The organism is Methylopila jiangsuensis, assembly GCF_027922305.1.
GTDB lineage: Bacteria > Pseudomonadota > Alphaproteobacteria > Rhizobiales > Methylopilaceae > Methylopila > Methylopila jiangsuensis.
Map to the genome: position 1 here is coordinate 75502 of NZ_BSFK01000010.1, position 24285 is coordinate 99786.

A 24285-nucleotide genomic window follows, 5' to 3' on the forward strand; every position below is an offset into this window, starting at 1 on the left:
TTCGCGCGTCGCGCGGCGGCGCTACTCCTCCAGCCGCGCCACCGCCCGCCAGCCGATGTCCCGGCGGCAGAAGCCCTCCGGCCAGTCGATCATGTCCACCGCGGCGTAGGCGCGGGCCTGGGCCTCGCGCACGTCGGCGCCGGTGGCGGTGACGGCCAGCACCCGGCCGCCGTTCGCCAGCAGCCGCTCGCCGTCGCGGGCGGTGCCGGCGTGGAACACGGTCACGCCCTCGCGGGCCTGCGCCTGCGGCAGGCCCCTGATTTCCGAACCCTTGGCGTAGGCGCCGGGATAACCTTTCGCGGCCATGACCACGGTGAGCGCCGCGTCCGGCGAGAAGGCGGGCGCCTTGTCCTCAAGCCGGCCGTCGACCGCGGCCAGCAGCAGCTCCAGCAGGTCGTCCTTCAGCCGGGGCAGCACCACCTGCGCCTCCGGATCGCCGAAGCGCACGTTGTACTCGACCAGCCGGGGCGCGCCGCCCTCGATCATCAGCCCGGCGTAGAGGAAGCCCGTGAACGGCGTCCCGGCCGCCTTCATGGCGGCGATGGTGGGGCGCACGATCTCGGCCATGGCGCGCTCGGCGATCTCGGGCGTCAGCACGGGGGCGGGGGAATAGGCGCCCATGCCGCCGGTGTTGGGGCCTTCGTCGCCGTCATAGGCGCGCTTGTGGTCCTGGGCGTCGCCGAACAGCAGGGCGGTCTCGCCGTCGCAGAGCGCGAACAGGCTGGCCTCCTCGCCGGTCATGAACTCCTCGATCACGGCCTCCGCGCCCGCGTCCGCGAAGATGGCCTCCACGGCGGCGTGCGCCTCCTCGATGGTCGTTGCGACCGTCACGCCCTTGCCGGCGGCGAGGCCGTCGGCCTTCACCACCACCGGCGCGCCGAAGGCGCCGAGCGCCGCACGGGCCTCGTCGAGGCTTTTCGCGTGGCGGAAGCCCGCGGTCGGGAGATCGTGGGCGGCGCAGAGCTCCTTGGTGAAGGCCTTGGAGCCTTCGAGGCGGGCGGCCGCGGCGGTGGGGCCGAAGGCCCTGATCCCGGCCTCCGCCAGACGGTCGACGACGCCGAGCACCAGCGGCACCTCGGGGCCGACCACCACCAGATCGACCGTCTCGGCCTTCGCCAGCGCCACCACCCCGTCGATGTCGTCCACCGCCACGTCGCGGAGTTCGGCGTGCTCGGCCACGCCGGGATTGCCGGGGGCCGCGATCAGCTTCGTGAGCGCGGAGCTCCGGGCCAGAGCCGCCGCCAGCGCGTGTTCGCGGCCGCCGGAGCCGAGCAGGAGAACGATCATGGCAGCCTCGCGCGGGGAAGAAGGGTTCGGTCGCGCCCTATCTAGACCAGCCGCGCGCGAACGAAAACGCCCCGGACCATGCCGGGGCGTCGAAGCGTGCGTCCGATCGGAGGCGCGAGCGGCGCGCCGTCACTCGACGATGACTTTGCCCTTCATCATCGGATGCGGCGTGCAGATGTAGCTGTATTCGCCGGCGGTGTTGAACTTCACGGTCCAGGTGGCGTCGGTCGCCAGCATCTTGCCCTGGGCGTTCGGCGCGCCCTTGGCCGGGCCCTGACGGAAGTGGACGTTGTGGGCCATGGTGTCCTTGTTGGTCCAGGTCACCGAGTCGCCCGCCTTGATTTTGATCTCGGGGGTGGCGAAGGCCATCTTGTCGATGACGATGGCGTTGGCGCTCGGCGCGCCGCCTTCGACGATTTCGATCGCGTCGGCGGCATGGGCCGCGCTGAAGGGAAGCGCGAGGCAGAACGCGGCGAGAAGGGCGGTGCGCATGGAAGTCTCCTTGGGGCTTGGGGCCGACCTCCGGGCTGCTGTTCCGAAGATGAGCCCGAAGATCGCGTTGGGCGTCTCGTGGACATCGGACGAAGCCCGACTGTTCCGAGGCGTCTTCTGAAGAGCGTGGCGGCCGTCGGCGCGCATCGCCGGCAGCCGTTTCGCGACGCTTTGAAATAAGACTTTTATAATCCACGCAAGGCCTCGCGCGGGTCCAAGCGAAAATGTGATGCTTCTGTTTTTCTTATTATTCGAGGCGGCGCGTTCGCGTTTCCGGCGCGGGCGCGATAAGCATCGGGGATCGCAGCCGCGAGGATTCCATGCCGCCCAAGGACACCGCCACCAACGCCCCGGACGTCACGGTTTCGGAGCTGTCGCAGGCGCTGAAGCGCACGGTCGAGGACGCGTTCGGCTATGTGCGCGTGCGCGGCGAGATTTCCGGCTATCGCGGTCCGCACTCCTCGGGCCACGCCTATTTCGCGTTGAAGGACGAGGGCGCCAAGATCGACGCCGTCGTGTGGCGCGGCTCGTTCTCCAAGCTCCGGTTCAAGCCGGAGGAGGGGATGGAGGTGATCGCCACCGGGCGGCTCACCACCTATCCGGGCAAGTCCGCCTACCAGATCGTAGTGGACGCGCTGGAGCCCGCGGGCGTCGGCGCGCTGATGGCGCTGCTGGAGGAGCGCCGCAAGAAGCTCGCCGCCGAAGGCCTGTTCGACCGGGAGCGCAAGCGGCCGCTTCCCTATCTGCCCGAGGTCATCGGGGTGGTGACCTCGCCCACCGGCGCGGTCATCCGCGACATCCTGCACCGGGTGGCGGACCGGTTCCCGCGCCGGGTGCTGGTGTGGCCGGTGCGGGTGCAGGGTGACACCGCGGCGGCGGAGGTGGCCGCCGCCATCCGCGGCTTCAACGCGCTTCCGTCCGGCGGGCCGATACCCAGGCCGGACGTGCTGCTGGTGGCCCGCGGCGGGGGCAGCCTCGAGGACCTCTGGGCCTTCAACGAGGAGATCGTGGTGCGGGCCGCCGCTGAAAGCGCCATCCCGCTGGTCTCCGCGGTCGGCCACGAGACCGACACCACCCTGATCGACTTCGCGTCGGACGTGCGCGCCCCGACGCCGACCGCCGCCGCCGAGATGGTGACGCCGGTGCGCGCCGAACTGCTGGCTGTGACGGCCGAGCGCGGCGCCCGGCTGAAAGGCGCCATGCTCCGCGGCCTCGACGCCCGCCGGGTGGAGCTGCGGGCGGCCGCCCGGGCTCTGCCCTCGCTGGAGGCGCTGGTGCAGTCGCCCCGGCAGCGGCTGGACCACGCGTCGGCCCGGCTCGGCCCCGCGCTCGCCGCCAACGCCGGCCGCCACCGGGCGCGCCTCGCCGCCGCGGGCGCGCGGCTGTCGCCGGCCACGCTCACGGGCCGCGTGGCGCTGCTCCGGGAGCGCCTGGGCGGTCATGAGGCGCGGCTCGCACGCGCCTTCGCCGGTCTCACCGCCCGCCGACGCGACCGGCTGGAGGGCGTGTGGAAGCTGGCGCGCAGCCTGAGCTACGAGGGCGTGCTGGAGCGGGGCTACGCGCTGGTGGAGACGGCCGACGGCGCCGTGCGCCGCCGGGCTGCGGACGTGGTCGAGGGAGAGGCGCTGCGGCTGGTGTTCGTGGACGGCCGGCGGGAGGCCGTCGCGGGCGGCGCGTCAGCGGACGCCGGGGCTGCGCCTGAGGACGCGCCGCCGCCGCGAAAGGAGCCGCGGACCAGGCCGAAGCCCGTGGCTCCGGCGAAGCAGGCGGACCTGTTCGGGTGAGCCGCCGCATCGGCCTTGCGCTCGGCGGCGGGGGCGCGCGGGGACTGGCGCATCTCCATGCGCTGCAGGCCTTCGACGAGCTGGGCCTGCGCCCGGCGGCCATCGCCGGAACCTCGATCGGGGCGATCTACGCGGCGGCCTATGCTTCGGGGCTGACGGCGGCGGAGCTGCGCGCCCACACCGCGGCGCAGTTGCGCAACCGCGGCGAGGTGTTCGCCAAGCTGATGAAGGCCCGCGTGGGCCGGCTGGCGGACCTGTTCGGCTCCGGCTCCCGCAATCCTGTGCTGGTCGACGCCGAGGCCATGCTGGCGTCTTTCCTGCCGGAGGGCATGGCGGAGACGTTCGAGACGGCCGCGACGCCGCTGTCGGTGGTCGCCACCGACTTCTTCGCCAAGGCCGAGATCGTGTTCCGGGACGGGCCGCTGCTGCCGGCGGTGGCGGCCTCCGCCGCCATTCCCGGCCTGTTCCGGCCGGTGGTCCATCGCGGACGCACGCTGATCGACGGCGCCATGACCAATCCGCTGCCGTTCGACGTCTTCGACGACGTGGACGCCGTCATCGCCATCGACGTCACCGGCGGTCCGGTGATGGAGGCGGCGCGCATGCCCAACGCCTTCGAGGCGACGCTCGGGGCGCTGCAGATCATGCAGGCGGCGATCGTGGCCGGGAAGCTGGAGCGCCGTGCGCCGACGGCGGTGATCCGGCCCCGGGTCGAGGCCATCACGCTGCTGGATTTCCTGAAGACCACGGCCGTGCTGCGGGCCAGCGAAGGCGCCAGGGACGAGGTCAAGCGCGCCGTGGAGGCCGCTCTGGCGGGATGACGGGAGCCGTCGCCATGCGGGGCTTCACCTCGAAAGGTTCAGGCGCGCATGGCGACGTCCACGGGACGGCGACCCCCCGGCGACCGCCCCAATTCCCGGAAGTGACGTGACAATACCAGTGTGATGCCAGAAACCGGAACCGTCAATGCGCCTTTTCGCGCGCTACGGGCGGGAGCCGTCCTGCGTCATGGCGTCCACGGCGTCCCGGGCGGGCAGGGCGTCGAACACGCCGAATCGGGAGGCGACCAGCGCGCCGCAGGCGGCCGCCCGGCGCAGGGCCTGCGTCCAGCCATGGCCTTCGCACAGCGCCACGGCGAGGCCGGCCGCGAAGGCGTCGCCGGCGCCCAGCGTGTCGACCGCCGTCACCGCGAAGGCGGGCTGGATCAGCAGCGCGCCGTCGGGCAGCGCCGCCAGCGCGCCCTCCGCGCCGAGCGTCACCACCAGCGCCTCGGGGCCGTGAGGAAACAGCGCCGCGCCCAGCGCGCCCACGTCGTCGGCGTCGGGCAGGCCGAGCTGGGCCGCGAGCGCGGCGGCCTCCACCCGGTTGACGCACAGGATCGAGGTCGCGCTCAGGATGGCGGGCGGGATCGGACGGAAGGGCGAGGGGGTGAGCAGGGTGCGGCGTCCGCTCGCCCGGGCGAGGGCGAAGGCCTCCGCGATCACCGCGTCGGAGGTCTCGAACTGGGCGATGGTCATGTCCGCGGCGGCGATCGCCGACCCGCTGTCGCGGGCGTCGGCGGCCCCGAGCGTCATGTTGGCGCCGGCATGCACCGCGACCCATGTCTCGCCGCTCGCCGAGATGAAGCCGACGCCCGCTCCGGTGGGGCCGCGCCGCCGGCGCAGCATGCCGGCCGGCAGACCGGCGTGGATGAGGGCCGGCTCCGCCAGCGCCGAAAGCGCGTCGTCGCCGATGGCGAACAGGCCGTCGACCGCGGATTCGAGCCGTCGGCACGCGGCGGCGAGGTTGAACCCCTTGCCGCCGGCCTCCAGCAGGAAGGCCTCGGCCGCGACGGATTCCCCTGCGCGTGGAGCCGTGAGGACCTTCGCGGAACAGGCCGCGACGAAACTTCCCAGAACGAAAATGTTCGCTCTCGCCGCGTTTTGCTGCATCATGGGCTTTCGCCGTTCGCGGTGCGCATCACGCCGCGCCGCCTGCCGTTCCCCTTGCCACCACAGAACATGCGACGCGTCCGCGGTGATCGACGACCCGAGCCTTCATACCCTGCTCCGGCTGCGCGACGATACCGCCATGCCGATCTATCGCCAGTTGGACATTCAGATCGGCGCGCTCATCGAGCGCGGCGCGCTGCAGCCCGGCGCGACCCTGCCGGCCGAGCGGCGGCTGGCGGAGGACCTCAACATCAGCCGCACCACGGTGCGCCACGCCTATGACGCCCTGCGCCGCCGCAAGCTGGTCAGCGCCCACGGCCGGCTGGGCTTCATCGTGGAGACGCCGCCGCGCATCCAGCCCGGCATGGAGCGGCTCAAGGGCTTCACCGAGGAAATGCGGGAGCTGAACCGCACGCCGTCGTCCAGAATCCTCGAGCAGCAGGTGGTCACCGACCGTTCCATCGCCTCCTTGTTCGGCAAGCCGTCGACGGCGACCTTCCTGCGGCTCGTGCGCATCCGCTTTGGCGACGACGTGCCCTTGTCGCGGGAGGTGGCGTGGTACGATCTGGCGGCAGCGCCGGGTCTCGACCAGCGCGACCTCACCGGTTCGGTCTACGAGGTCCTGCGGGAGTGCGGCGCCGCGCTGACGTCCTGCGAGCAGACCATCGAGGCGGCGACGCCCGACGCGGAGGAGTGCCGGGTGTTCGGCTTCGAGCAGCCCGTGCCCTGCCTCCTGATCAAGCGCCAGTCCCGCACCAAGGACGGGCGCATGGTGGAGTACGTGGAAGGCCTGTTCCGCGGCGACGCCTACGCCTACCGCCTGACGCTCGCCGTGTAGGCGCACATTCTGAAATTCAGAGGCCTCTCTCCGCGCTGCGCAGGTGGGACAGCATGGCGCGGATCTGTCCCGGCTTGATCGGCTTGTGGATCAGCGCGCATCCCGCCGCGCGCACCCGCTCCGCCACCTCCGCGGTGTGGTCGGCGGTGGTGACGATCGCCGGAAGGTCGGGCGAGAACCGCCGCCGGAGCGCGGCCACCGCGTCGAGCCCGCATTCGCCGTCGTCGAGATGGAAGTCCACCAGCGCGATCTCGGGCGGCGCCGCGTCGTCGAGCCGGGCCTCCAGCTCGGCGAGGGCGCGCGCGGCGGCGGTCTCCACCCCCCAGCCGCCCAGCAGCCGGGCGAGCGCGGCCGCCGCGTCGTCGTCGTTCTCCACCAGCGCCACCTTCAGCCCGGCGAGCGTGGGCGGCGCGACGCCGAAGGCGGCCAGCGCCGAGGTCCGGGACAACGGCGCGGCGGTCGCCATGGGCAGCCGCAGCCGGAAGCGGGAGCCGAGCCCCGGACGGGAGGTGAGCTGCAGCCCGTGGCCGAGCGCCAGCGTCATGCGCCGCACGATGGACAGGCCGAGGCCGAGCCCCACCTCGTCGCGCCGTCCGCCGTCGCAGCGGTAGAACTCGTCGAACACGCGGGCGCGGTCGTCCGCGGAGATGCCGGGGCCGGTGTCCACCACGTCGATGGCGCAGAGCCCCGCGCGGGGCCGGGCGCGCAGCAGCACGCCGCCCTGGGCGGTGTAGCGCACCGCGTTGGAGACGAGGTTCTGCAGGATGCGCTTCAGCATCACCGGGTCGCTTTCCACGCCGAGCGGCGGCGCCTTGACCGCCAGCCGCAGGCCCTTGGCGGCCGCGGCCGGCTCGAAGCTCGCCGCGATCTCGGCCATCAGCTCGTTGAGGTCGATCGCGCTCACGCTCGGGCGCACCACGCCGGCGTCGAGCTTCGAGACCTCGATCAGCGCCTTGATCAGCTCCTCGATGGTGGTCATGCCGCGTTCGGCCTGCAGCGCCACCGCGCGGGCCTCCTCCCCGAGCGGCATGTCGACCAGGGTGGACAGCGACAGCCGGGCCGCGTTCAGCGGCTGCAGCAGGTCGTGGCTCGCGCCGGCGAGAAAGCGGGTCTTGGAGCGGTTGGCGAGCTCGGCCTCCTCCTTCGCCTCCACCAGCGCCTGGTTGGAGCGTTCGAGGCGCCGCATCAGCCCGATCAGCTCCTCGGTGCGGGCCCGCACCCGCCCGTCCAGCATGATCGCGGTCTGGAACATGGAGTAGGCGTTGCCCTGCCGGTCGGTGGCGCGCTCCACATGCTCCATCAGCGCTTCGTTGATGCGCTCCAGCTTCGCGATGCGGCGGCGCAGCCGGGTCGGTTCGTCGTCGTCGGGCGCGACCGTCACGGCGCGCTCTCCGCGAAGCCGATGGCGACGCCGGTGAAGGTCTGGTTGAGGTGCATGGAGCGGTACTGCTCGCCATAGGTCTCGAAGCCGATCACGCCGTACTGGCGGTAGAGGCTGGAGATGGTGCGGCGCTTCTGCCGGATCTCGGCGTCGAGCCGGCGCAGCACGCAGTCGAAGCCGATGATGAGGTCGACGCCGCCGAGCGAGGCCTCCAGCCGCTCCAGCTCCGCGCGGGTGACCTCCACGATGTCCTTCGGCCGGGCGAGAGTGAGCACCAGCCCGCGGTCGATGGCGCAGAAGAAGCTGAGGGAGCCGTCGGCGTTGAGCCGGCGGATCGAGCGGCAGAAATATTCGCCGCCGACCCGCACCACCAGCGGGTGGGACGCGAAGCTCATCGGGGTGAGGTTTCGGGGGTCGAGCCCCACCGCCATGGCGTATTCGGCCGCCGCCGGCTCCGCGTTCAGCTCGCGCACGGTGCGGGCGCCGTCGTCGGAAGCGGTGACGACGAACTTCACCTCGGTGGGCTCGAAATTGTCGGTCTTGAACGTCTCCACGGGAAAATCCGTGTCGCAGATCATCACGATCGCGGCGTCGGTCGCCACCTCGCCGTCGTAGATCAGCGCGGTGCGGCGGAAGGACAGGTCGTCGCCGGCGGAGCCGCCCACCAGCGGCACGCCCGCCAGCGCCCGGTCGATGGCGGACACCACCTGCTCCTCGGCGTCGGCGAGGCCGTCGATCAGGGTGAGGGCGAAGCGTCCGCCCTCCGCCGCCTGTTCGCCGGCGAGACGGCAGCGCAGCGCGCTCACCGAGGCGGCGGTCTGCTCGGCGTCGAAGGCGCTCAGGTCGCGCACCAGCGTCGAGACGATGCGGAAGCCCTTCTGCGGGAAGGCGATGGCGACCAGCCCCCGGTCGAGCCCGCCGTCGGGGCTGATCTCGCCCGCGCTGCTGCAGGCGGCGAGCGGCGCGCCGGGAAAACGCGCCGCGAGCGCGCGGGCCAGATCGTCCGCCGGATAGGTGGGGGAGAAGAACACCACGAGCTGGGCGAGCGCCATGGAGCCGATGGCCTCGGCCAGCGCAGAAGCGGCGGCCTGCGGGTCGGGCAGGGTGGTCCAGGCGCTGCGCACGCCGCATTTGTGGGTGATCGCGCGGGCGGCCTGGCCCATGTGCTGCCCTCCGAGCACCGTCAGGCCGCGGAAGAGGCCAGACGGGACCCTGAGCCTAGGCGCCGGGCGGGACGCGGGCAATCGCGCCATAGGGCCGAGACGGGCGGCCTCATGCGCTGCGTGCCGGCAGCCGCTCGCGTTCGAGACGCGGCAGCCGATGCATGACGGAGCGGGCGAATTCGTAGCGCGCCACCGCGAGCCTGTCGGTCCAGGCCGGCAGCGGTTCGGCCATCAGCTCGATCACGTCGAGCCCGCGCTCGAAGCCGTCGTCGATCCGCTCCTCGATCATGTCGAGCCAGTCCCGGGTCTGCTTCAGCCCTCGGGAGCCGGCTTCCGCGGGCCCATGGCCGGGGCAGAGCCGCCGGGCGGAGATGGGGGCGAGCGTGTCGAGCGCGGACCGCCAGAGGCCGAGGTCCGCGTCCGGGGTGGTGGGCGCGCGGTCGAGGAACGCCAGATCGCCCGCCACGAGCAGGCCCGAACGCTCCTCGAACAGGCAGAGGTCCGAGCCGGTGTGTCCGGCCAGGGGCAGGAACCGGAAGCGGCGCTCGCCCACGTCCTCCGTCTCCGCGCCCACCGCGCGGGCGGGGGCCGGCGTCTCGGTGCCGCGCATCCAGTCGCCGGCCACCCGGTACATGGCGTCGGCCAGCGCGTCGCCGCGGGCCGCGAGATCGTCCCGCAACGCCGCCGTCGTCCACACCGTGTCGGGCGTGAAGGCGCCGGCGCCGAACACATGGTCGGCGTGGATGTGGGTGAGGTAGACCCGCGCCACGGGCTTGCCCGTCAGCTCCCGCGCGGCGGCCCGCAGCGCCTCGCCATAGGCGCGCGACGGGCCGGCGTCCACCAGCACCGCGCCCTCGCGCGTGTCGAAGATGACGACGTTGGCGATGGCGCCGCCGTTTTGGGCCGTGATCGGCTCGTCGAGGCCCCGCGCCAGCCAGACGCCGTCGCCGATCGGTTCGGGCCTGATGTCGTAGGCGCGTCGCGCGCGGGCCGTCGTCACGGCGAGGGGCGCGGCGAGAGCGCCGGCGCCCAGCGCCAGCGCCGCGCGGCGGGAAAGCGGCCCGATCATCGTTCGGCCTCCGGTCCGGGCAGGCGGGCGTCGAACACCGCGCCGTTGTTGTCGCGGGCGCGGATGGCGAGGGCCGCGCCGTCGCCCGTCTCGACCAGCAGGGTGAAGGTGGGGTCGGGCGCCACCGCCTCCGACAGCGTGAGACGGGCGAGCGGGGCGCCTGCGGCCGAAATCTCCACCGTCTCCACGAAATAGGCCGGCGCGCCGGCGATCAGGCCGTTGTCCATGGGATGGTCGATGCGCAGGCGAAGCCGGGTCCGGCCGTTCTCCGCGGCCCAGCTCCGGGCGCGGATCTCGCCGACCGTGGACAGGTCCGCCCGGGCCTGCGTGGCCGGCTTGACCGAGCAGCCGCCGCCCGCGGCGTCGAGATAGGCCCCGCCCACCCGCCAGACCCCGTTCTGCCGCACGGCGGCGCGCAGCGCCGTGCCCTGCTCGATCTTCATGCGGAAGGCGACGAAGGGCGCGGCCTTCACCGGCGACAGTCTCAGCGTGAGCGGAAACGGGTTCAGGTCCGCGATCACCAGCACGTCGCCCACCGGCCCGTCGGCCAGCAGGCCGCGCGCGTCCACCGCCAGCGGCGCCTGGGTCTGGTCCTCGGTCACCGGCGGCAGGATCACCCGCACGCGCTCGTCGAACGCGATCGGCGCGTCCGCGAGGTGGGCCGCGGCCATGGACGGCCACAGCGGCGAGTTGAGCGGATCGGGCGGGATCATGGCGCGGGCGTCTCCGGGGCGGGGGCGGGAACCGGCCACGGCTCGGCGCGGACAAGCTCCCGCCCGGCGTCGAACCAGCCGTCGGAGCCGTCGGCGAACCAGTAGACCGCGCGATGGCCAAGGCGGCTCGCGCGCCGCACGGCGTTCCACGACATCCAGCAGTCGGCCATGCAGTAGAACACCAGCGGCCGGTCGGGCCGGCCGGCGGCGAGCCGCGCCAGCGCCCGCTCGAAATAGGCGGCGAGGCGTGGATCCAGCGCGCCGCGGCCCACCTCCGGCAGCCAGACCGAGCCCGGAATGTTGTCGCGCCGGTCCACCAGCCGCCAGACGCCGGTCTCCGGGTCGTAGCCGGCGCGGGCGGGCATGACGTCGATCAGCGCGGCGCCGCGCTCCGTGATCAGGCGGTCCAGTTCCGCGAGGTCGACCGCCGCGCCGCCCTCCGCCGGTCGGTCCACCGGCGCGCGGTAGCGGTCGATCCGGTAGCCGGTCGCCGGGTCGAACAGGTCGCCCGCGACCGCCGCGGGCGCCGCCCACGCGAGAGCCGCGAGCCCGACGCCCGCGGCCGCGACCGCGGCGCGGCTCAGCATTTCTCCCGCGCGGCCTGCGCCACGGCCAGGTCGTGCCGGGCGGTCTCGATCACGATCTGGGTGCGGCTCATGACGCCGAGCTTGCGGATGATCTCCGACACATGCGCCTTGACGGTGGATTCCCCGATGCCGAGCTCGGTGGCGATCTCCCGGTTCAGCAGGCCCTGCCGCACCATGGCCAGAACGCGCCCCTGCGCAGGGGTGAGGCTCGCGATGCGCTCGCTCAGGTCCTTTTCGGCGCGCTTCGGCGCGGCGCGGCCGGCGTCGCCGCTCTGGGGCACGTAGATCGCGCCGCCCAGCACCGCGAGAATGGCCTCCGACAGCGCCGCCTTGCCCGAGGCCTTGGGCACGAAGCCGGAGGCGCCGAGGCAGAGCGCCTCGTAGACCAGCTTCGGCTCCTCCAGGCCGGACACCACCAGCACCGGCACGAAGGGATACTCCTTCCGGAGCCGCACCAGACCTTCGAAATTGTCGAACCGCTGCAGCGACAGGTCGAGCAGGATCAGGTCCACGTCGGAGGACCCGGCGAGCGCGGAGCGGGCGCTCTCGATCGAAGCCGCCTCCTCGATCTCCGCGTCCGGGAACGAGGCCCTCAGCGCCGAGCGCAGCGCGTCCCGGAACAGCGGATGGTCGTCCACGATCAGGAAACGGCGCGGCAGGTCGAGGGCGAGCGGCGCGGTCATTGCGGCCTCCTCAGAAGGTCGAGGTTCGGGAACGACTTCTTCTCGGTTTCCACCGTGCATGACCATTCATCGTCCGGCTCGGGGCAGGCGATGTCGATCCCGTCAGGATAGAACGTCGCGTTGCCGCATTCTCCCACGAAGCGCTCCGCCTCGCCCGGTTTCGGCGCCACCCGCCGAAGCGCGTGGAGCTGACAGTCGGTGCGCAGGTTGAGCATGCGCGCGATCTGGTAGTCCTTGATCTCGGCCCCCGCCGGCGCCGTCCCGACGCCAAGCGCCAGAACAGCGCCGAGGACGCGCGCGCGGACCACGGCCGCGTCAGTCCTTCGGCTGGTTCTCCACATAGGTGCGGATCGCCCAGATGGCCTCCTGGTTCAGGATGCCGAGGAAGGGCGGCATGCGCACGCGGCCGTCCTTGGTCGCGCCGCCGGCGACGCGGGCGTAGAACCACGAGTCGCCCTCGGCGTCGGAGGGCAGTTCGCGCAAGTCCGGCGCCATGCCGCCGGACTTGGCGTCGAGGCCGTGGCAGCGGGCGCAGTTCTGGTTGTAGCCGCCGGCGCCGATGGAGATCGCGAGCTTGTCGCCGCGATAGGGGTTCTCGGCCACGGGGTCTTCGCCAAGCTCCTTCAGGCCCTTGGTGTCGACGGGGCTCGGGGCGCCGTCGCCATGGGCGAGGGCGACGCCCGCGGCGGCGAGCGCCAGAAGCGAGGCGAGGGCGAAAGGTTTCAGCATGGACACGGGTCCTTCCGGTGGGGGGCGTCGGCCGTCAGGGCCGGGGTTCGAGCCAGACGCGCCAGGTCTCCGCGCCCGCGATGAGCAGCGAGTAGGAGCCGGGCTTCTCGATCAGATGGACGGCCGATCCGCCGCCGCCGATGTGCAGGTTCTGGACGACCTGTCCCTGATCGTCCTTGAGGTAGAGGACGAAGATCGGGCCATCGCTCTCGTAGCGCAGCGCGGTCGGACCCGTGATCGTGAAGGGGTCCGTCTGCACCGTGAGCCGCCCGGCGTAGGTGGGCGGCGTCATCCGGGCCGCCGCGCCGTCGTAGCAGGCGAGCCGTTCGGCCGGGTCCGCCGTCGTCCGGCAGGCGGCGATCTGGGCTGCGGCCGAACCCTCCTCGCCTCGCGCCGCGCACGGCGCGAGAGCGGCGATGAGCGCGACCGCGGCCCATGGCGTCCTCACGGCGCCTTGCGCCGGTCGCGGGCCTCGTCCGGCGAGCCCATCTCCCACGCGGGGGAGGCCGTCTGCCACGTCTGGGGGCAGGTGGGGCAGTCCTCCATCCAGGCGTCCTGGAAGATGGTGAAGCGGATCGAGGCCCCGGCCATGGAGGCTCCGGTGAAGTCGGCCTCGTAGAACTTGGCCTCCTGCAGGTCGGCGTCGTTCAGGATCGCCTTGCGGAACTTGGCCTTGCCGGCCTGGGCCATTTCGAGCGCCGCGACCGTGAAATCCGCGCCGGTGAAATCGGCGCCGGCCATGCGGGCGTGGTCGAGATTGGCGCCGATGAAGCGCGCGTTCACCGCCTGCGCGCCCTGCAGGAACGAGATCTGCAACTGCGCGCCGGACAGGTTGGCCCCGTCGAGCCGCGCGCCGCGCAGATTGGCGTGGCGGAGGTCGGCGCGGGCGAGATTGGCGTTGGTGAGGTCGGCGCCGGCGAGGTCGGCGCCCTTCAGGTCGGCGTGGCGCAGATCGGCGCCGGGGCAGGAGGCCTTGGGCGCGATGGCGCAGCCGTTCACGATCCAGGGGTCGGGCCGGGGCTCGTCGTTCTGGATCACGGTCTGGGCGCGGGCCGCGCCGGCGGCGAGGACGATCAGCAGCGCGGGCGCAAGGCGCCGCAGGGCGCGGGGGAGTCGAGTTCCGGACATGGCGTCGGTCTCGCGAAGAACGGGAAAAGAACCGGCGGCGACCCTCAAGGGCTCATGTCGCCGCCGGCGGAGGTCGGCGCGGGGGCCGGAAGAGGAGCCGCCCGCGCCGCGAGGTCTCAGTTCTTCGAGGCGGTCTGCTGCGGCACCTCGAACAGCCAGAACGAGCCGCCCTGGCTGACGAGCTTGGTCTGGTCGGCCATGTCGCCGCCCCAGAGCGGCACGGCGCCGCCGTAGCCCGAGGCGATGCCGAGATACTGCTTGCCGTCCATCTCGAAGGTCATGGGCACGGACACCACGCCCGAGCCGGTCTGGAACGCCCAGAGCTGCTCGCCGGTCTTGGCGTTGAAGGCCTTCACGTAGCCGTCGCTGGTGCCGGTGAAGACCAGATTGCCCTTGGTGGTCATGGTGCCCGCCCACAGCGGCATGGGCTCCAGGTGCTCCCACACGATCTTGCCGGTCTTCGGGTCGATCGCCCGCAGCGCGCCCACATGGGTGTCGAACTTGCGCTGGATGCGGAAGCCCTGGCCGAGATAGGCCGCACCCTTCTTGTAGGTGACGTTCTCGGTCCAGTAGTCCTCCATCCAGTCGTTCGACGGGATGTAGAACAGCCCGGTGTCCTGGCTGTAGGACATGGGGTTCCAGTTCTTACCGCCGAGGAAGTTCGGCGTGACCTTGATCGCCTGGCCCTTGGCCTCGCCCTCCTTGGGCGCCGGCGGGCGCTGGCCCTCCACCTCGATCGGACGGCCGGTCTTCAGGTCGAAGCCCTTGGCCCAGGAGATGTCGCGCACGAAGGGATAGGCCGCGATCAGCGCGTTCGGCTTGTTGATCTTGCCGTCGCGGGCGGTCAGCTTGTCGGTGTCGGTCAGGAAGAAGAAGCCGTTGCGGTCGGCGTGGGCGCCGGCGCGGACTTTCTTGCCGTCCTTTTCCAGGTCGAACAGGATGATCTCGTTGTTGCCCGAATAGTCCCAGGCGTCGTTCGGCGTGTGCTGGAAGAAGCCCACCGGCTCGCCGGTCGCGGGCTCGATGTAGATCTGGCCCGAGGTGTAGAGGCTGTCGTAGGGCTTCCAGTCGCCGCCGGGGCCGGAGCGGTAGTGGTGGTTCCAGGGCGCCGGGTTGCCGGTGCCGACCACGATGGTGTTGGTCTTCTCGTCATAGACCGGGCTCTGCCAGGGCGCGCCGCCGCCATGGTTCCAGGCCTCGACCTTCTTGCCGTCCTTGTCGTTCGGCCAGGAGGGGGCGGCCGCGTCGCCGGTGGGGTTGGAGGGCTTGCCGTTCAGGCGGCCCACATGGCCTTCGACCATGGGACGGTACCAGACTTCCTCGCCGGTCTCCGGGTCGCGGGCGTAGAGGCCGCCGACCGCGCCGAATTCGTCGCCGGAATTGCCGTGCACCAGCAGAACCTTGCCGGACTTCGCGTCCTTCACGACGATGGGCGCCCCGGTGAAGGTGTAGCCGGCGGTGTGGTCGGCGAACTTCTTGTTCCACACCACCTTGCCGGTCTTGCGGTCGAGCGCGACCATGGAGGCGTCGAGCGTGCCGAAGTAGATCTTGTCGCCATAGATGGCGGCGCCGCGGCTCACCACGTCGCAGCAGGGGCGGATGTCGTCCGGCAGACGGTGGGCGTAGCTCCAGAGCTTCTTGCCGGTCTTGGCGTCGAGCGCGAAAATGCGGCTGTAGGAGGCGGTGATGTAGATCACGCCGTCGCGCATCAGCGCCTGGCCTTCCTGGCCGCGCTGCTTTTCGTCGCCGAACGAGAACGACCACTTGGGCTTCATCTGCGCGACGTTTTCGGCGTTGATCTGGTCGAGCGTGCTGTAACGCTGCGCCTTGATCCCGAGGCCGTACATCAGGACGTCGTCGTTGCTGGCCTGGTCGTTGACGATGTCTTCCCACGTCACCGGCCGCATCTCGGCGGCGAGCGCAGGCGTGGCGGCGGCGAGAATGAGCGCGGACGCGCCCGCCGCCAGGAGGCGCAGGCCCCCACGGGTGAAGTCGGTCATAGTGTTCCTCCCACGGCCTTGGTCTTTATCGCCAGCCGTTGGATGGAAACGTTACAGACAAGCCAAGACTAGTTCGTGAGAAAATTCTCACGATCATGTGGAACATAGGGACATGAGGCGGAAGGCGAACCTGGCGCCGATATAGATTATTATTTCATTATTTCCTAATCGCGGCCGCGCTTCGGGCCGGCGCAGGCGCGGGCCTGCGGACCAGATGGAAGCCCGCGCCGCGCACGGTGCGCACCGTCACGTCCGAGCCGAGCTTCGCGAGCTTGCGCCGCACGTAGCCCACATAGACGTCGACCGAATTGTGGGTCATGGAGCTCGGCGCGCCCCAGGCCTCCCGAAGCACGCTTTCCCGGTCCACCAGCGCCCCGTTGGCGCGCGCCAGCAGCGCCAGAAGCTCCGTCTCGCGGCGGGTGAGGTCCTGCCGGCGGTCGCCGACCTTCAGTTCAAGCCCCCGATGGTCGAGCACGGCGTCGCCGCCGGTGATGAGCGCCATGGCGCCGCCGCCCCGGCGGCGCAGCAGGGCGCGCAACTTGGCGGCGAGCTCCGACAAATGGAACGGGCGATGGAAGCAGGCGTCGGCGCCAGCCTCGTAGCAGGCGAGCCGCTCCGCGAGGACGTCGGCGTCGGTGGCGACCACCGCGATCGCGTCCGGCGCCCGGACGCGGAGCGCCGCCAGCTCCGCGAACACCCGCGCGTCGGCGGCGGGCGCCGCGATCAGGACGATCTCGGCCGCGCCGGTCTCCGGCAGGGTCTCAAAGGTGCGGGCCGCAAAGCCTTCCGCGTCGAGCGCGGTGGCGAGATAGCCGCGCAGGCCGCCGATTTCGATCACGACGACGGAGGTCATCCCGCTTCAGGCCTCATCAGCGACCGACGTCTCCGAACGACGGCGGACATGACGCCCGAAACCATGGCCGATGACCGGGATCAATCCGTGCGAAAGGCGAAGCCGGGCCGGACAGCCCTCCCGGCGGCCCGCGCAGGCGTCAGCGGCGTCCCGCGATCCGGGACAGCTCCTTGAGATGGCCTTCGCTGCGCTGGAAGGCGGCGGAGGCGGCGTCCCAGTCCTGCGCCTGGATGTGCTGCATCATCTGCCCGGCCTCGCGGCGCACCGCGTCACGCGCGGCGATGGCCTCGTCGGCGGCGCGGCCCTGGCCGCGGATCACGTCGAGGCGCCTGCCGAAGCCGTCCACGTCCGTCAGCGGCGGCGTCAGGCCGACGAGCGCGCCGGCGAGGCGGCGGCGCATGGCTTCGGCGTCGGCCGGCAGGCGGGCGAGGTCGTAGCGCGGCAGGCCGCGCTCGCCGGCGGCGTCGACGCCGTTCAGCGCCGTGGTCTCGGCGGACACCAGCTGCTCCAGCGCCTGGTCGATCTCGCCGCGGGTCTTGCGGGCGGTCTCGGCGATGCGGCTGACGTTTTCGGCGATCTCGTTGGTGGCGGCCCGCTGCTGCCCCAGCACCTCCGCGAGCGCGTTCATGTGGTTGGTGATGATCGACACCCGCTCGCCGACGCCTTCGACCTTCTGCCCGGCCATGCGGATGGTGGCGTCGCCGGCCGCGACCGCTTCGGCGCTCTCGCCGGTGGCGCGCTTGATGGCGTCGGTCTCCTCGGTCAGCGTGGCGATGCGGGCGCGGATCTGCTCGGTGGCCTTGGCGGTCTGCCCGGACAGCGACTTCACCTCGTTCGCCACCACCGCGAAGCCGCGGCCGGCTTCGCCCGCGCGGGCGGCTTCGATGGTCGCGTTCAGGGCGAGCAGGTTGGTCTGGCTGGAGATGGCCTCGATGGCCCCGGCCATTTCGGCGATCTGGCGCACGGCGTCCTCCAGCACGTCGATGCGCTGGGCGATGGCGGAGACCCGGTCGCTGATGACGGTCATGGAGCCGGCGGCGCCGCGCATCTCGTCGACGCAGAGGCGGGTCTCCTCGCGCACCGCGAGCGCGTCGTCCGCGCCGACGCGGCTGGTGGAGGACAGTTCGGCGATGGAGCTCGCCAGCTCTTCGACCGCGCCGGCGATGGTGGAGGTGCTTTCCGCCACCTGACGCACGTCGTGGGTGACCCAGCCGACCGAGATCGCGGTTCCCGATGCGCTGGTGGCGAGCCCGACCATGACGTTGAGATCGTCGAGTCCGCGCGCCTGCTGGGCGGCGGAGAACGCCTCCAGCGCGGCGCCGGAAGCGCCTTCGGGCCACGCGGACGGCGTCGCGCCGCGCTTCATGGCGTCGAGCGCCGCCACGATGGCGGAGTGATCGAACTCCCGTTCCGCCGCAGGGGCGGGCTGGGCGGCCGCGGCCTTTGCGTTCGAAGCGAAGCGGCCAAAACCGAAAGTCATGATGTCCTCGTCAGGCTCTCCGGGCGCAGCCTTCTTGCGTGCTGGCCGCCAATGACGAGGCGATTGTTGCGCGGCGACCTTAACGTCCGGTCACCGCGCAACCTTTTTGAAGCGATTTAGGACATTCGGCGAATGTGAATTCGGCGTCAGGGCTGGATGGACCAGCGCATCGTGACCTCCGCCCGGATGTCCTGCTCCCCGCGGGCGATCGGCGTGGGCGCGGCGGCGTCCTTGGCCGCCGCGCGCATGGCGTAAGGGCGCACGATGCCCTGGGGCGCATCGTTCTCCTGGATGAATTCGACCTTGCCGAGGGTGACGCCGGCGCTGGTGGCGTAAAGCTCCGCCTTGCGCTTGGCGTCGGCCACCGCCGCGCGGCGCGCCTCGTCCATTTTGGCGTCGCGGTCCGACACCTCGAAGGCGAGGCCCTCGATCTGGTTCGAGCCGGAGGCGACGATCGAATCGAGCAGCCCGCCGAGCTTGTCGATGTCGCGCGCGCGGATGGTGACGGCGTTGCGCACCTCATAGCCGGTCAGCACCGGCGGGCGGCCGTCGCCATAATCGTATTGCGGCTGGACGGTGAGCCCGGAGGTGCCGAAATCCCGGTCGGCGATCTTGGCGTCCCTGATCGTGGCGAACACCTTGGTCATGGCCTCGGCGTTGGCGCGCAGCGCGTCGCCGGCGTTCGGGGCGCGCGTCACCACGCCGGTGGTGATGATGGCGACGTCCGGCGCGGCGGTCGCGACGCCCTCGCCGGTGAGGGTGAGATGGAACGGCCGCTCTCCCCGTGGTTCCGCCCGCGCCGCCCCTGTCGCCAGAACGCCGGCCGCGGCGGCGGCGAGAACGAGATGGGAAAGACGCATGGCGCGCTCCTTGAGGCCGGTGACATGGCGGCCGGGCGCACACGTTGGAGGCGTCCGGCGGGTGGCGCTATCCATACCAAGGATTGCGTCCCTGATGGGGCGCCGGCGCGGCATGGTGTCTGAACGCGCCTCGCGGCGGGGCGGAGGCCGTTTCCGCTCCCGACGTCATTGAGACGCCGGAGAAGGCAAGCGATGGAGGGCCGCAAGCGGTCCGCATCAAGACAATGCCGGGATGGAAAAAAGAAAAGGCGGAACCGCCTCGGGGGGAGCGGTTCCGCCTCTGCGCAAGGCGCGCCGGTCGGGGGGGCCGGTGGCCTTTTGGAAGGCTCGTTGCGAGCTTTCAGCCAACAAACGCGGGGCCGGAGGTTCGGTTCCCGCCCCATCCGTTTTTTTACGGATTTTTTCAGCGCACCGGCGGCGCCGTGCCCAGCCGGCTTTCCAGGAAGGCGATGGCGCGGTCCCAGGCCAGCTCGGCGGGGCGCCGGGCGTAGGCTTCCGGCTTGTCCGCGTCCTCGAAGCCATGGGCCGCGCCTTCGTAAAGGAACAGCTCGAAGGTCTTCTCCTCCGCCTCCAGGGCCTTCTTGAAGGCCGGGATCGTGGCGGTCACGGCGTCGTCCAGCCCGGCGTAGTGCAGTTGAAGCGGGGCCTCCGCCCGCTCCGCCACCGCCTCGCTTCCGCGCCCGTCATAGGCGACCACGGCCTTCACCTGCGTCAGCGCCGCGAGCCGCAGGGCTCCGTCGGCGCCCGCGCCGAAGCCGAACACGCCTACGTCGCCCTTGGACTCCAGATGATGGGCGAGATAGGCCACGGCGCGGCCGAGCGCTTCGTCGCCGTCAGCGGGTGGGGTCTCCACCGCAAGCACCAGAAAACCCGCGACCGCCAGCCGGCGCGCCACGTCCTCGCGGTGCGGCGTGAGGCCGTCGACGTCGGGCAGGATCAGCACCGCCGGCCGCTTGGTCTCGGTTTTTCCCCGCGCGATCAGGCCGGCGACGCCCGCCTGCTCCGCAGTGACCCGCTCGGTCTCCAGCCGTCGGTCGTCGGGCGAGACCACCGCCGCGCCCGCGGCGACGGCGCCCAAAGCGCAGAACCCGAGCGCCGCCGCGAGCACGCTTCGGCGATCGGGGCTCCGGACAGGATCGGACACGCCGTCACGGCGCGGTGCTGAGACGGTCATCGCGAATCCTCGCATGCGCATGAGTGAGGGCCAGCCTACACGACCCGCGGGCCGGAGCGCCGTCACGGAGCCGTCAGCGCGGCGGCTGGACCGAGCGCGCCACCGCCTCGAACTCGGCGCGGTGCTGGTCGAACTGCTCCTTCGCCGTCACGCAGACCACGGTGGTTCGCCCGCGCGGCGTGTCCAGCAGCACGAAATAGGAACGGGCGTTCGCATTGGCGGGCGGCTGGCCTTCCGCCGGCTTGATGTCGCCCACCACCGCCGCGCCGGCGAGGCCTCCCTGCTCGAACGGCTCCACGCTCACCACGTCGTAATAGAGCGCAAGCGTCGCCCGGATCAGGTCGTTCCACTCCTTCTTGGCGGTGAAGGCGTTGATCTGGTCCTGGGTCAGGCCGGCGTTCTGCGGGCTTTCCTGGAAGCCGACCCGGCAGCCGGGCTCTGACGGGTCGGGCTTGCGGATGTCGAACGCAGCGGCGTAGCGCTGACCGGCGTCGGTGCGATGAGCGGCGTAGCCGGGAGGCGGATCGACGGCGAGACCGGTGGCCTCGTCGCGCGCGGGCTCCGCCAGCGCCGGCGCGCACAGCAGGACGCCTGCGGCCAGAACGCTCACGCGCAAGAATCGGACCGCCATCAGGTGCTCCACGATACGCCTGCGCCGCCGTCCGACGCCCTTGGCGCGGCAGTCTAGCGACGGCCCGCGCCCGCGCAATGCGCCCCACGACGAAGGACGCGCCGCCGCCGCGTCGAAACGGAGAAACCCGGACGTGAGCCGGGTTTCTCAAGCGCGTCCGCCCGTCGTCAGGGGTGGGCGCTCGCCACGCCGCCGATCGGGGCGGGCTCCGCCTTCGGGGTCTCGTCCGGCGAGGCGCGGGTCACCGAGCGGCGCTCGGCGTCGATGCGGTCGATGAGGAAGAGCGCGCGCTCGGCGCTGCCGAGCAGGGCCAGGATGGCGCCGCGCTCCGACCATTCGATGTCCGTGGTCGCCCGCAGCGCCTTTTCCCGCATCGCCAGCAGGAAGGCCTCGCCGGCGCCGAGCGCCGCGGAGCGGCCGGCGTCCTCGCGGGCGGCGAGGAGAGGCGCCATGGCGGCCTCCACGCGGGCGAGCATGGCGTCGACGATCTCGCGCCCGGCGGCGGAGAATGGCTCGCGCTTCACCCGGCGGGCGATCTGGTGGAGCGTTTCGCCGAGGCTCGCGGTGAAGTCCTCCTCCTCGATCAGGCTCGCCAGCAGGTCGCTGCGGCCGTAGCCCAGATCGGGCCGGAACATGGCGGAGGTGTAGCGCCGGATCTCCCGGTTCAGGATGTCCATGGCCGCGGCGTGCTCCTCCACGTCGTCCGGGGCGTCCTTGGCGCCGCGGGCGATGTCGATGAAGCGGGAGGCCGCCTGGAGGTAGCGCCCGGTCTCGGCCTGCACCGCGGGCAGGCCCGTGGACAACGCGCCGTCGTGGCGCGGATCGAGGAACTTCGGCTGGCTGTAATCCTCGATGTCGTCGACGGCGGACGCGCCGACCCGCGACAGCACCCGCTCGAACATGCCGATGAAGGGGAACAGCAGCGCGGTGTTGAAGATGTTGAACACGGTCGAATAGACGCCGACCGCGATCGGCACCAGCGGATAGGTGACCTCGCCGTTGGGCGCGGTGGACGGCGCGCCGGGGTCGCCGATGAAGTAGACCAGAAGCTGGCAGGCCAGCGGGAACAGCGGCAGCATCACCGCCACGCCGATGAAGTTGAACGAGATGTGGGCGTAGGCCGCGCGCTTGGCGTTCTTCGACAGGTTCAGCGAGGCGATGAAGGAGGTGATGGTGGTGCCGAGGTCGGCGCCGAGCGAGAAGGCGAGCGCGGTCTGCCAGTCGAGCACGCCCGAGGCGCCGAGGCCCATGACGATGCCGATGGTGGCGGAGGAGGAGTGGATCATCGCCGTGATCAGGGCGGCGGTGACGACGCAGCGCAGGATGCCGCCATAGGTGTCGGCGTTCAGGGTCGAGATGACGTCCATCACCTCGGGAATGTTGCGCAGCGGCTTGAGGCCGCCGGTCATCATGGAGAGGCCGTAGAAGATCAGCGCGAAGCCCATGAGGGCGAGCGCGACGTTGCGGACCGAGTCCTTCTTGGCGAACACGTAGACCAGCGCCGCGAAGCCCGCCACCAGCAGGCCGTAGAGGCCAAGCGGCAGCGCGATCAGCGTGTTGGTCAGCGTGGTGCCGATGTTGGCGCCCATGATCACGCTGATCGCGGGGCGCAGGCCCATCACGCCGGCGTTGACGAGGCCGACCACCATCACGGTCATGGCGGTGGAGGACTGGATGACGCCGGTGATGAGCGTGCCGGCGGCGAGGCCCTTGATGGGCGTGCCCGCCACCCGGCCGAGCACGGAGCGCATGCGGTTCACCGCCAGCGCCTGAATGCCGTTCGACATGAACTCCAGCCCCAGCATGAAGATGCCGAGGCCGCCGATCACCGGAACGATGATGTCCTTGAAGATGTCCATGTAAGCCTTCCCCCCGATCGCCGGCGGGACCGGCGCGTCAGGGGGAGACGTACTTTAACTTTGCATTCACATTTATGACGTGGGCGCCGGGCGCGTCAGCGCCCTTGCGGAACCGCGACGCGAGACGCCGCATGGTCGTTCTGGTTGGCCGGACGCGCCGGGCGGCACATGCGGGCGAGCGCTCCGCGACGCGGCGCTTCGACGCCGGCGGCGGCGAGCGCGACCTCGCGTTCCAGCAGATCGCCGAGCCGGCCTGAAGCGTAGGCGGAACGGATGTCCTCGAGCAACGTCACGGCCGCGCCCCCGGCTTGGTCTTGTAGGGATCGAGCTTTCCGGCGAAACGCTGGGCGCGCGCCAGAAGTTCCTCGCCGCGGTGCTGGGCGACGAGGGTGTAGGCGACATCGGCCACCTGCCAGTAGGCGGCCTGCGCCCCTTCCATGGCGCGCACCACCGGCGCCTCCATGTCGAACACGCCGGGCCGCACGGCGTAGAACGAGATCAGACCCAGGTCGGGCGTCTCGATCGCCATCTGCAGGCTCGGTCCGTATTTGGACGGGAACACCTGCGCGTCGAGCACCTTCCAGTCCCGGGGCAGCTTCGGCACCACGATGGCCGTGGCGGCGCGCACCTCGTCGCGGTCGAACTCCGGCGTCTCCACCTGCGAGCGCATGCCCGCCCGCAGCAGAGCGGTGCGATGGGACATGACCGCGTCCGACACATAGGCCGGGGCCTGGGGATAGGCGAACACCGTGCCGATCAGCAGCGGGCCGAGCGCCGCGTTCGCCGCCCAGCCGGCGCCCACCAGCAGAGCCGCGGCCGCCGCCCGCTTCAGCCCGACCACCATGCGCGTCCGCGACCGCGAGCCCTGCAGCCGACGGGCAAGCCGTTCGGTGCGCTTCCGAACCAGCGGAGCGGGCGGGATTTCGGGTTCGCCGCCGAACGCCGCGCGCAATTCGTCCCTCAGGCGCAGCGCGTCCATCACCCGGCTCGCAAGCGGCGGGTTCCGCGCCAGCAGAGCTTCGATCTCGATCCGGCGGTCGAGGTCCATCTGCCCGTCCACATAGGCGTCGATTTCCGCGTCGAGGATCGGCTCAGCCGTCGTGACCATCGGTTCCTCTCACAATGCGAAGATGGGCGCCGGGGCGCGGACGCGCCTCTCCGGCGTCGTGGCGTCGGAGCGTCTCCCGCGCGCGGGCGAGACGCGACATCAGCGTGCCGACCGGCGCGCCGACCACCGCCGCGGCGTCGGCGTAGGACAGGCCTTCAACCGCGACGAGATGCAGCGCCGCGCGCTGGTCTTCGGGCAGCGCCCGGAAGCGCGCCCGCACCTCGGCGAGGCGGATGGAGTGCTCCTGAGCCGGCGGCTCATGGGTGTGTGCGACCTCGCCCGCCGCGGCGATGCGGATCAGCTCCGCCCGTCGGCTGCGGACGCCGTCCACGAAGACGTTGTGCAGGATGGCGAGCAGCCAGGCGCGAAGGTCGCGCGTCACGTCGAAGGCGGCGCGGCGGTCGTAGGCGCGCACCAGCGCGTCCTGCACCAGATCCTCCGCGTCCGACGGATCCCGCGTCAGCGCGAGCGCGTACCGCCTGAGAACAGGCAGTTCGCCGATCACGTCGAAGTCCGCGGAAGCGCGTGTCATGCC

Annotated in this window: 26 protein-coding genes; 3 read left to right on the forward strand and 23 right to left on the reverse strand. The window is 71.6% G+C overall.

The window, feature by feature from the left end; translation table 11 throughout:
• Positions 1-21: 21 nt before the first annotated feature.
• Positions 22-1287 carry a phosphoribosylamine--glycine ligase gene (gene purD / locus PKE85_RS10040; protein WP_271204607.1) on the reverse strand — a complete coding sequence of 422 codons (1266 nt, stop codon included), beginning with the start codon at positions 1285-1287 and terminating at the stop codon, positions 22-24.
• A gap of 129 nt (positions 1288-1416) precedes the next feature.
• The gene (locus PKE85_RS10045) at positions 1417-1779 is read right to left on the reverse strand and encodes an amicyanin (protein WP_271204608.1); all 363 of its coding nucleotides are present in this window, start codon (positions 1777-1779) and stop codon (positions 1417-1419) included.
• Between the two features lie 320 nt (positions 1780-2099).
• Here PKE85_RS10045 and xseA point away from each other — a divergent pair, with 320 nt between their 5' ends.
• Together xseA and PKE85_RS10055 are read left to right on the forward strand one after the other, a co-directional pair.
• Complete coding sequence (gene xseA / locus PKE85_RS10050) at positions 2100-3563, forward strand: exodeoxyribonuclease VII large subunit (RefSeq protein ID WP_271204609.1); 1464 nt, start codon at positions 2100-2102, stop codon at positions 3561-3563.
• Entirely contained in the window at positions 3560-4384 is an 825-nt protein-coding gene (locus PKE85_RS10055) for a patatin-like phospholipase family protein (protein WP_271204610.1), read from the forward strand. Before xseA ends, PKE85_RS10055 begins: the two co-directional genes overlap by 4 nt.
• A gap of 162 nt (positions 4385-4546) precedes the next feature.
• Here PKE85_RS10055 and PKE85_RS10060 read toward each other — a convergent pair whose 3' ends face one another.
• The gene (locus tag PKE85_RS10060) at positions 4547-5497 is read right to left on the reverse strand and encodes a PfkB family carbohydrate kinase (protein WP_271204611.1); all 951 of its coding nucleotides are present in this window, start codon (positions 5495-5497) and stop codon (positions 4547-4549) included.
• Positions 5498-5633: 136 nt separating this feature from the next.
• Between PKE85_RS10060 and PKE85_RS10065 the strand changes: the two genes are divergently transcribed.
• On the forward strand, positions 5634-6332 hold the full coding sequence (locus PKE85_RS10065; protein WP_271204982.1) for a GntR family transcriptional regulator: 699 nt from the start codon (positions 5634-5636) through the stop codon (positions 6330-6332).
• Between the two features lie 16 nt (positions 6333-6348).
• Here PKE85_RS10065 and PKE85_RS10070 read toward each other — a convergent pair whose 3' ends face one another.
• The 20 genes from PKE85_RS10070 to PKE85_RS10165 form a co-directional block, all read right to left on the reverse strand.
• Positions 6349-7713 carry an ATP-binding response regulator gene (locus PKE85_RS10070; RefSeq protein WP_428981340.1) on the reverse strand — a complete coding sequence of 455 codons (1365 nt, stop codon included), beginning with the start codon at positions 7711-7713 and terminating at the stop codon, positions 6349-6351.
• Positions 7710-8876, reverse strand: coding sequence for an FIST N-terminal domain-containing protein (locus PKE85_RS10075; protein ID WP_271204612.1), 1167 nt, complete (start codon positions 8874-8876; stop codon positions 7710-7712). The genes PKE85_RS10070 and PKE85_RS10075 overlap by 4 nt, the downstream gene beginning before the upstream one ends.
• Positions 8877-8985: 109 nt before the next feature.
• A complete protein-coding gene (locus PKE85_RS10080) occupies positions 8986-9945 on the reverse strand; it encodes a quinoprotein relay system zinc metallohydrolase 1 (RefSeq protein ID WP_271204613.1) in 960 nt (319 codons plus the stop codon).
• Positions 9942-10658 carry a quinoprotein dehydrogenase-associated SoxYZ-like carrier gene (locus PKE85_RS10085; protein WP_271204614.1) on the reverse strand — a complete coding sequence of 239 codons (717 nt, stop codon included), beginning with the start codon at positions 10656-10658 and terminating at the stop codon, positions 9942-9944. The genes PKE85_RS10080 and PKE85_RS10085 overlap by 4 nt, the downstream gene beginning before the upstream one ends.
• A complete protein-coding gene (locus PKE85_RS10090; protein ID WP_271204615.1) occupies positions 10655-11245 on the reverse strand; it encodes a rhodanese-like domain-containing protein in 591 nt (196 codons plus the stop codon). The genes PKE85_RS10085 and PKE85_RS10090 overlap by 4 nt, the downstream gene beginning before the upstream one ends.
• A complete protein-coding gene (locus PKE85_RS10095) occupies positions 11239-11928 on the reverse strand; it encodes a response regulator transcription factor (protein WP_271204616.1) in 690 nt (229 codons plus the stop codon). Before PKE85_RS10095 ends, PKE85_RS10090 begins: the two co-directional genes overlap by 7 nt.
• Positions 11925-12236, reverse strand: coding sequence for a hypothetical protein (locus PKE85_RS10100; RefSeq protein ID WP_271204617.1), 312 nt, complete (start codon positions 12234-12236; stop codon positions 11925-11927). The genes PKE85_RS10095 and PKE85_RS10100 overlap by 4 nt, the downstream gene beginning before the upstream one ends.
• 7 nt (positions 12237-12243) lie before the next feature.
• The gene (gene pedF / locus PKE85_RS10105; RefSeq protein ID WP_271204618.1) at positions 12244-12657 is read right to left on the reverse strand and encodes a cytochrome c-550 PedF; all 414 of its coding nucleotides are present in this window, start codon (positions 12655-12657) and stop codon (positions 12244-12246) included.
• Positions 12658-12691: 34 nt separating this feature from the next.
• Positions 12692-13105, reverse strand: coding sequence for a hypothetical protein (locus PKE85_RS10110; RefSeq protein WP_271204619.1), 414 nt, complete (start codon positions 13103-13105; stop codon positions 12692-12694).
• Positions 13102-13785: a pentapeptide repeat-containing protein gene (locus PKE85_RS10115; protein WP_271204620.1), complete on the reverse strand. Its 684-nt coding sequence runs from the start codon at positions 13783-13785 to the stop codon at positions 13102-13104. Before PKE85_RS10115 ends, PKE85_RS10110 begins: the two co-directional genes overlap by 4 nt.
• A gap of 116 nt (positions 13786-13901) precedes the next feature.
• Positions 13902-15785, reverse strand: coding sequence for a methanol/ethanol family PQQ-dependent dehydrogenase (locus PKE85_RS10120; protein WP_271204621.1), 1884 nt, complete (start codon positions 15783-15785; stop codon positions 13902-13904).
• A 157-nt stretch (positions 15786-15942) separates the two neighbouring features.
• Positions 15943-16638 carry a response regulator transcription factor gene (locus tag PKE85_RS10125; RefSeq protein ID WP_271204622.1) on the reverse strand — a complete coding sequence of 232 codons (696 nt, stop codon included), beginning with the start codon at positions 16636-16638 and terminating at the stop codon, positions 15943-15945.
• Positions 16639-16777: 139 nt separating this feature from the next.
• Positions 16778-18118: a methyl-accepting chemotaxis protein gene (locus tag PKE85_RS10130; protein ID WP_271204623.1), complete on the reverse strand. Its 1341-nt coding sequence runs from the start codon at positions 18116-18118 to the stop codon at positions 16778-16780.
• A gap of 146 nt (positions 18119-18264) precedes the next feature.
• Positions 18265-18978: an SIMPL domain-containing protein gene (locus PKE85_RS10135; protein ID WP_271204624.1), complete on the reverse strand. Its 714-nt coding sequence runs from the start codon at positions 18976-18978 to the stop codon at positions 18265-18267.
• 403 nt (positions 18979-19381) lie between these two features.
• Positions 19382-20152 carry a dienelactone hydrolase family protein gene (locus tag PKE85_RS10140; protein WP_271204625.1) on the reverse strand — a complete coding sequence of 257 codons (771 nt, stop codon included), beginning with the start codon at positions 20150-20152 and terminating at the stop codon, positions 19382-19384.
• A 73-nt stretch (positions 20153-20225) separates the two neighbouring features.
• Complete coding sequence (locus tag PKE85_RS10145; RefSeq protein WP_271204626.1) at positions 20226-20783, reverse strand: hypothetical protein; 558 nt, start codon at positions 20781-20783, stop codon at positions 20226-20228.
• Positions 20784-20950: 167 nt separating this feature from the next.
• On the reverse strand, positions 20951-22642 hold the full coding sequence (locus tag PKE85_RS10150) for a Na/Pi cotransporter family protein (protein WP_271204627.1): 1692 nt from the start codon (positions 22640-22642) through the stop codon (positions 20951-20953).
• Between the two features lie 95 nt (positions 22643-22737).
• Positions 22738-22935, reverse strand: a complete 198-nt coding sequence (locus tag PKE85_RS10155; protein WP_271204628.1) for a hypothetical protein — start codon at positions 22933-22935, stop codon at positions 22738-22740.
• A complete protein-coding gene (locus tag PKE85_RS10160) occupies positions 22932-23750 on the reverse strand; it encodes an anti-sigma factor family protein (protein ID WP_271204629.1) in 819 nt (272 codons plus the stop codon). Before PKE85_RS10160 ends, PKE85_RS10155 begins: the two co-directional genes overlap by 4 nt.
• Entirely contained in the window at positions 23734-24282 is a 549-nt protein-coding gene (locus tag PKE85_RS10165; protein WP_271204630.1) for a sigma-70 family RNA polymerase sigma factor, read from the reverse strand. Before PKE85_RS10165 ends, PKE85_RS10160 begins: the two co-directional genes overlap by 17 nt.
• Between the last annotated feature and the right edge of the window lie 3 nt (positions 24283-24285).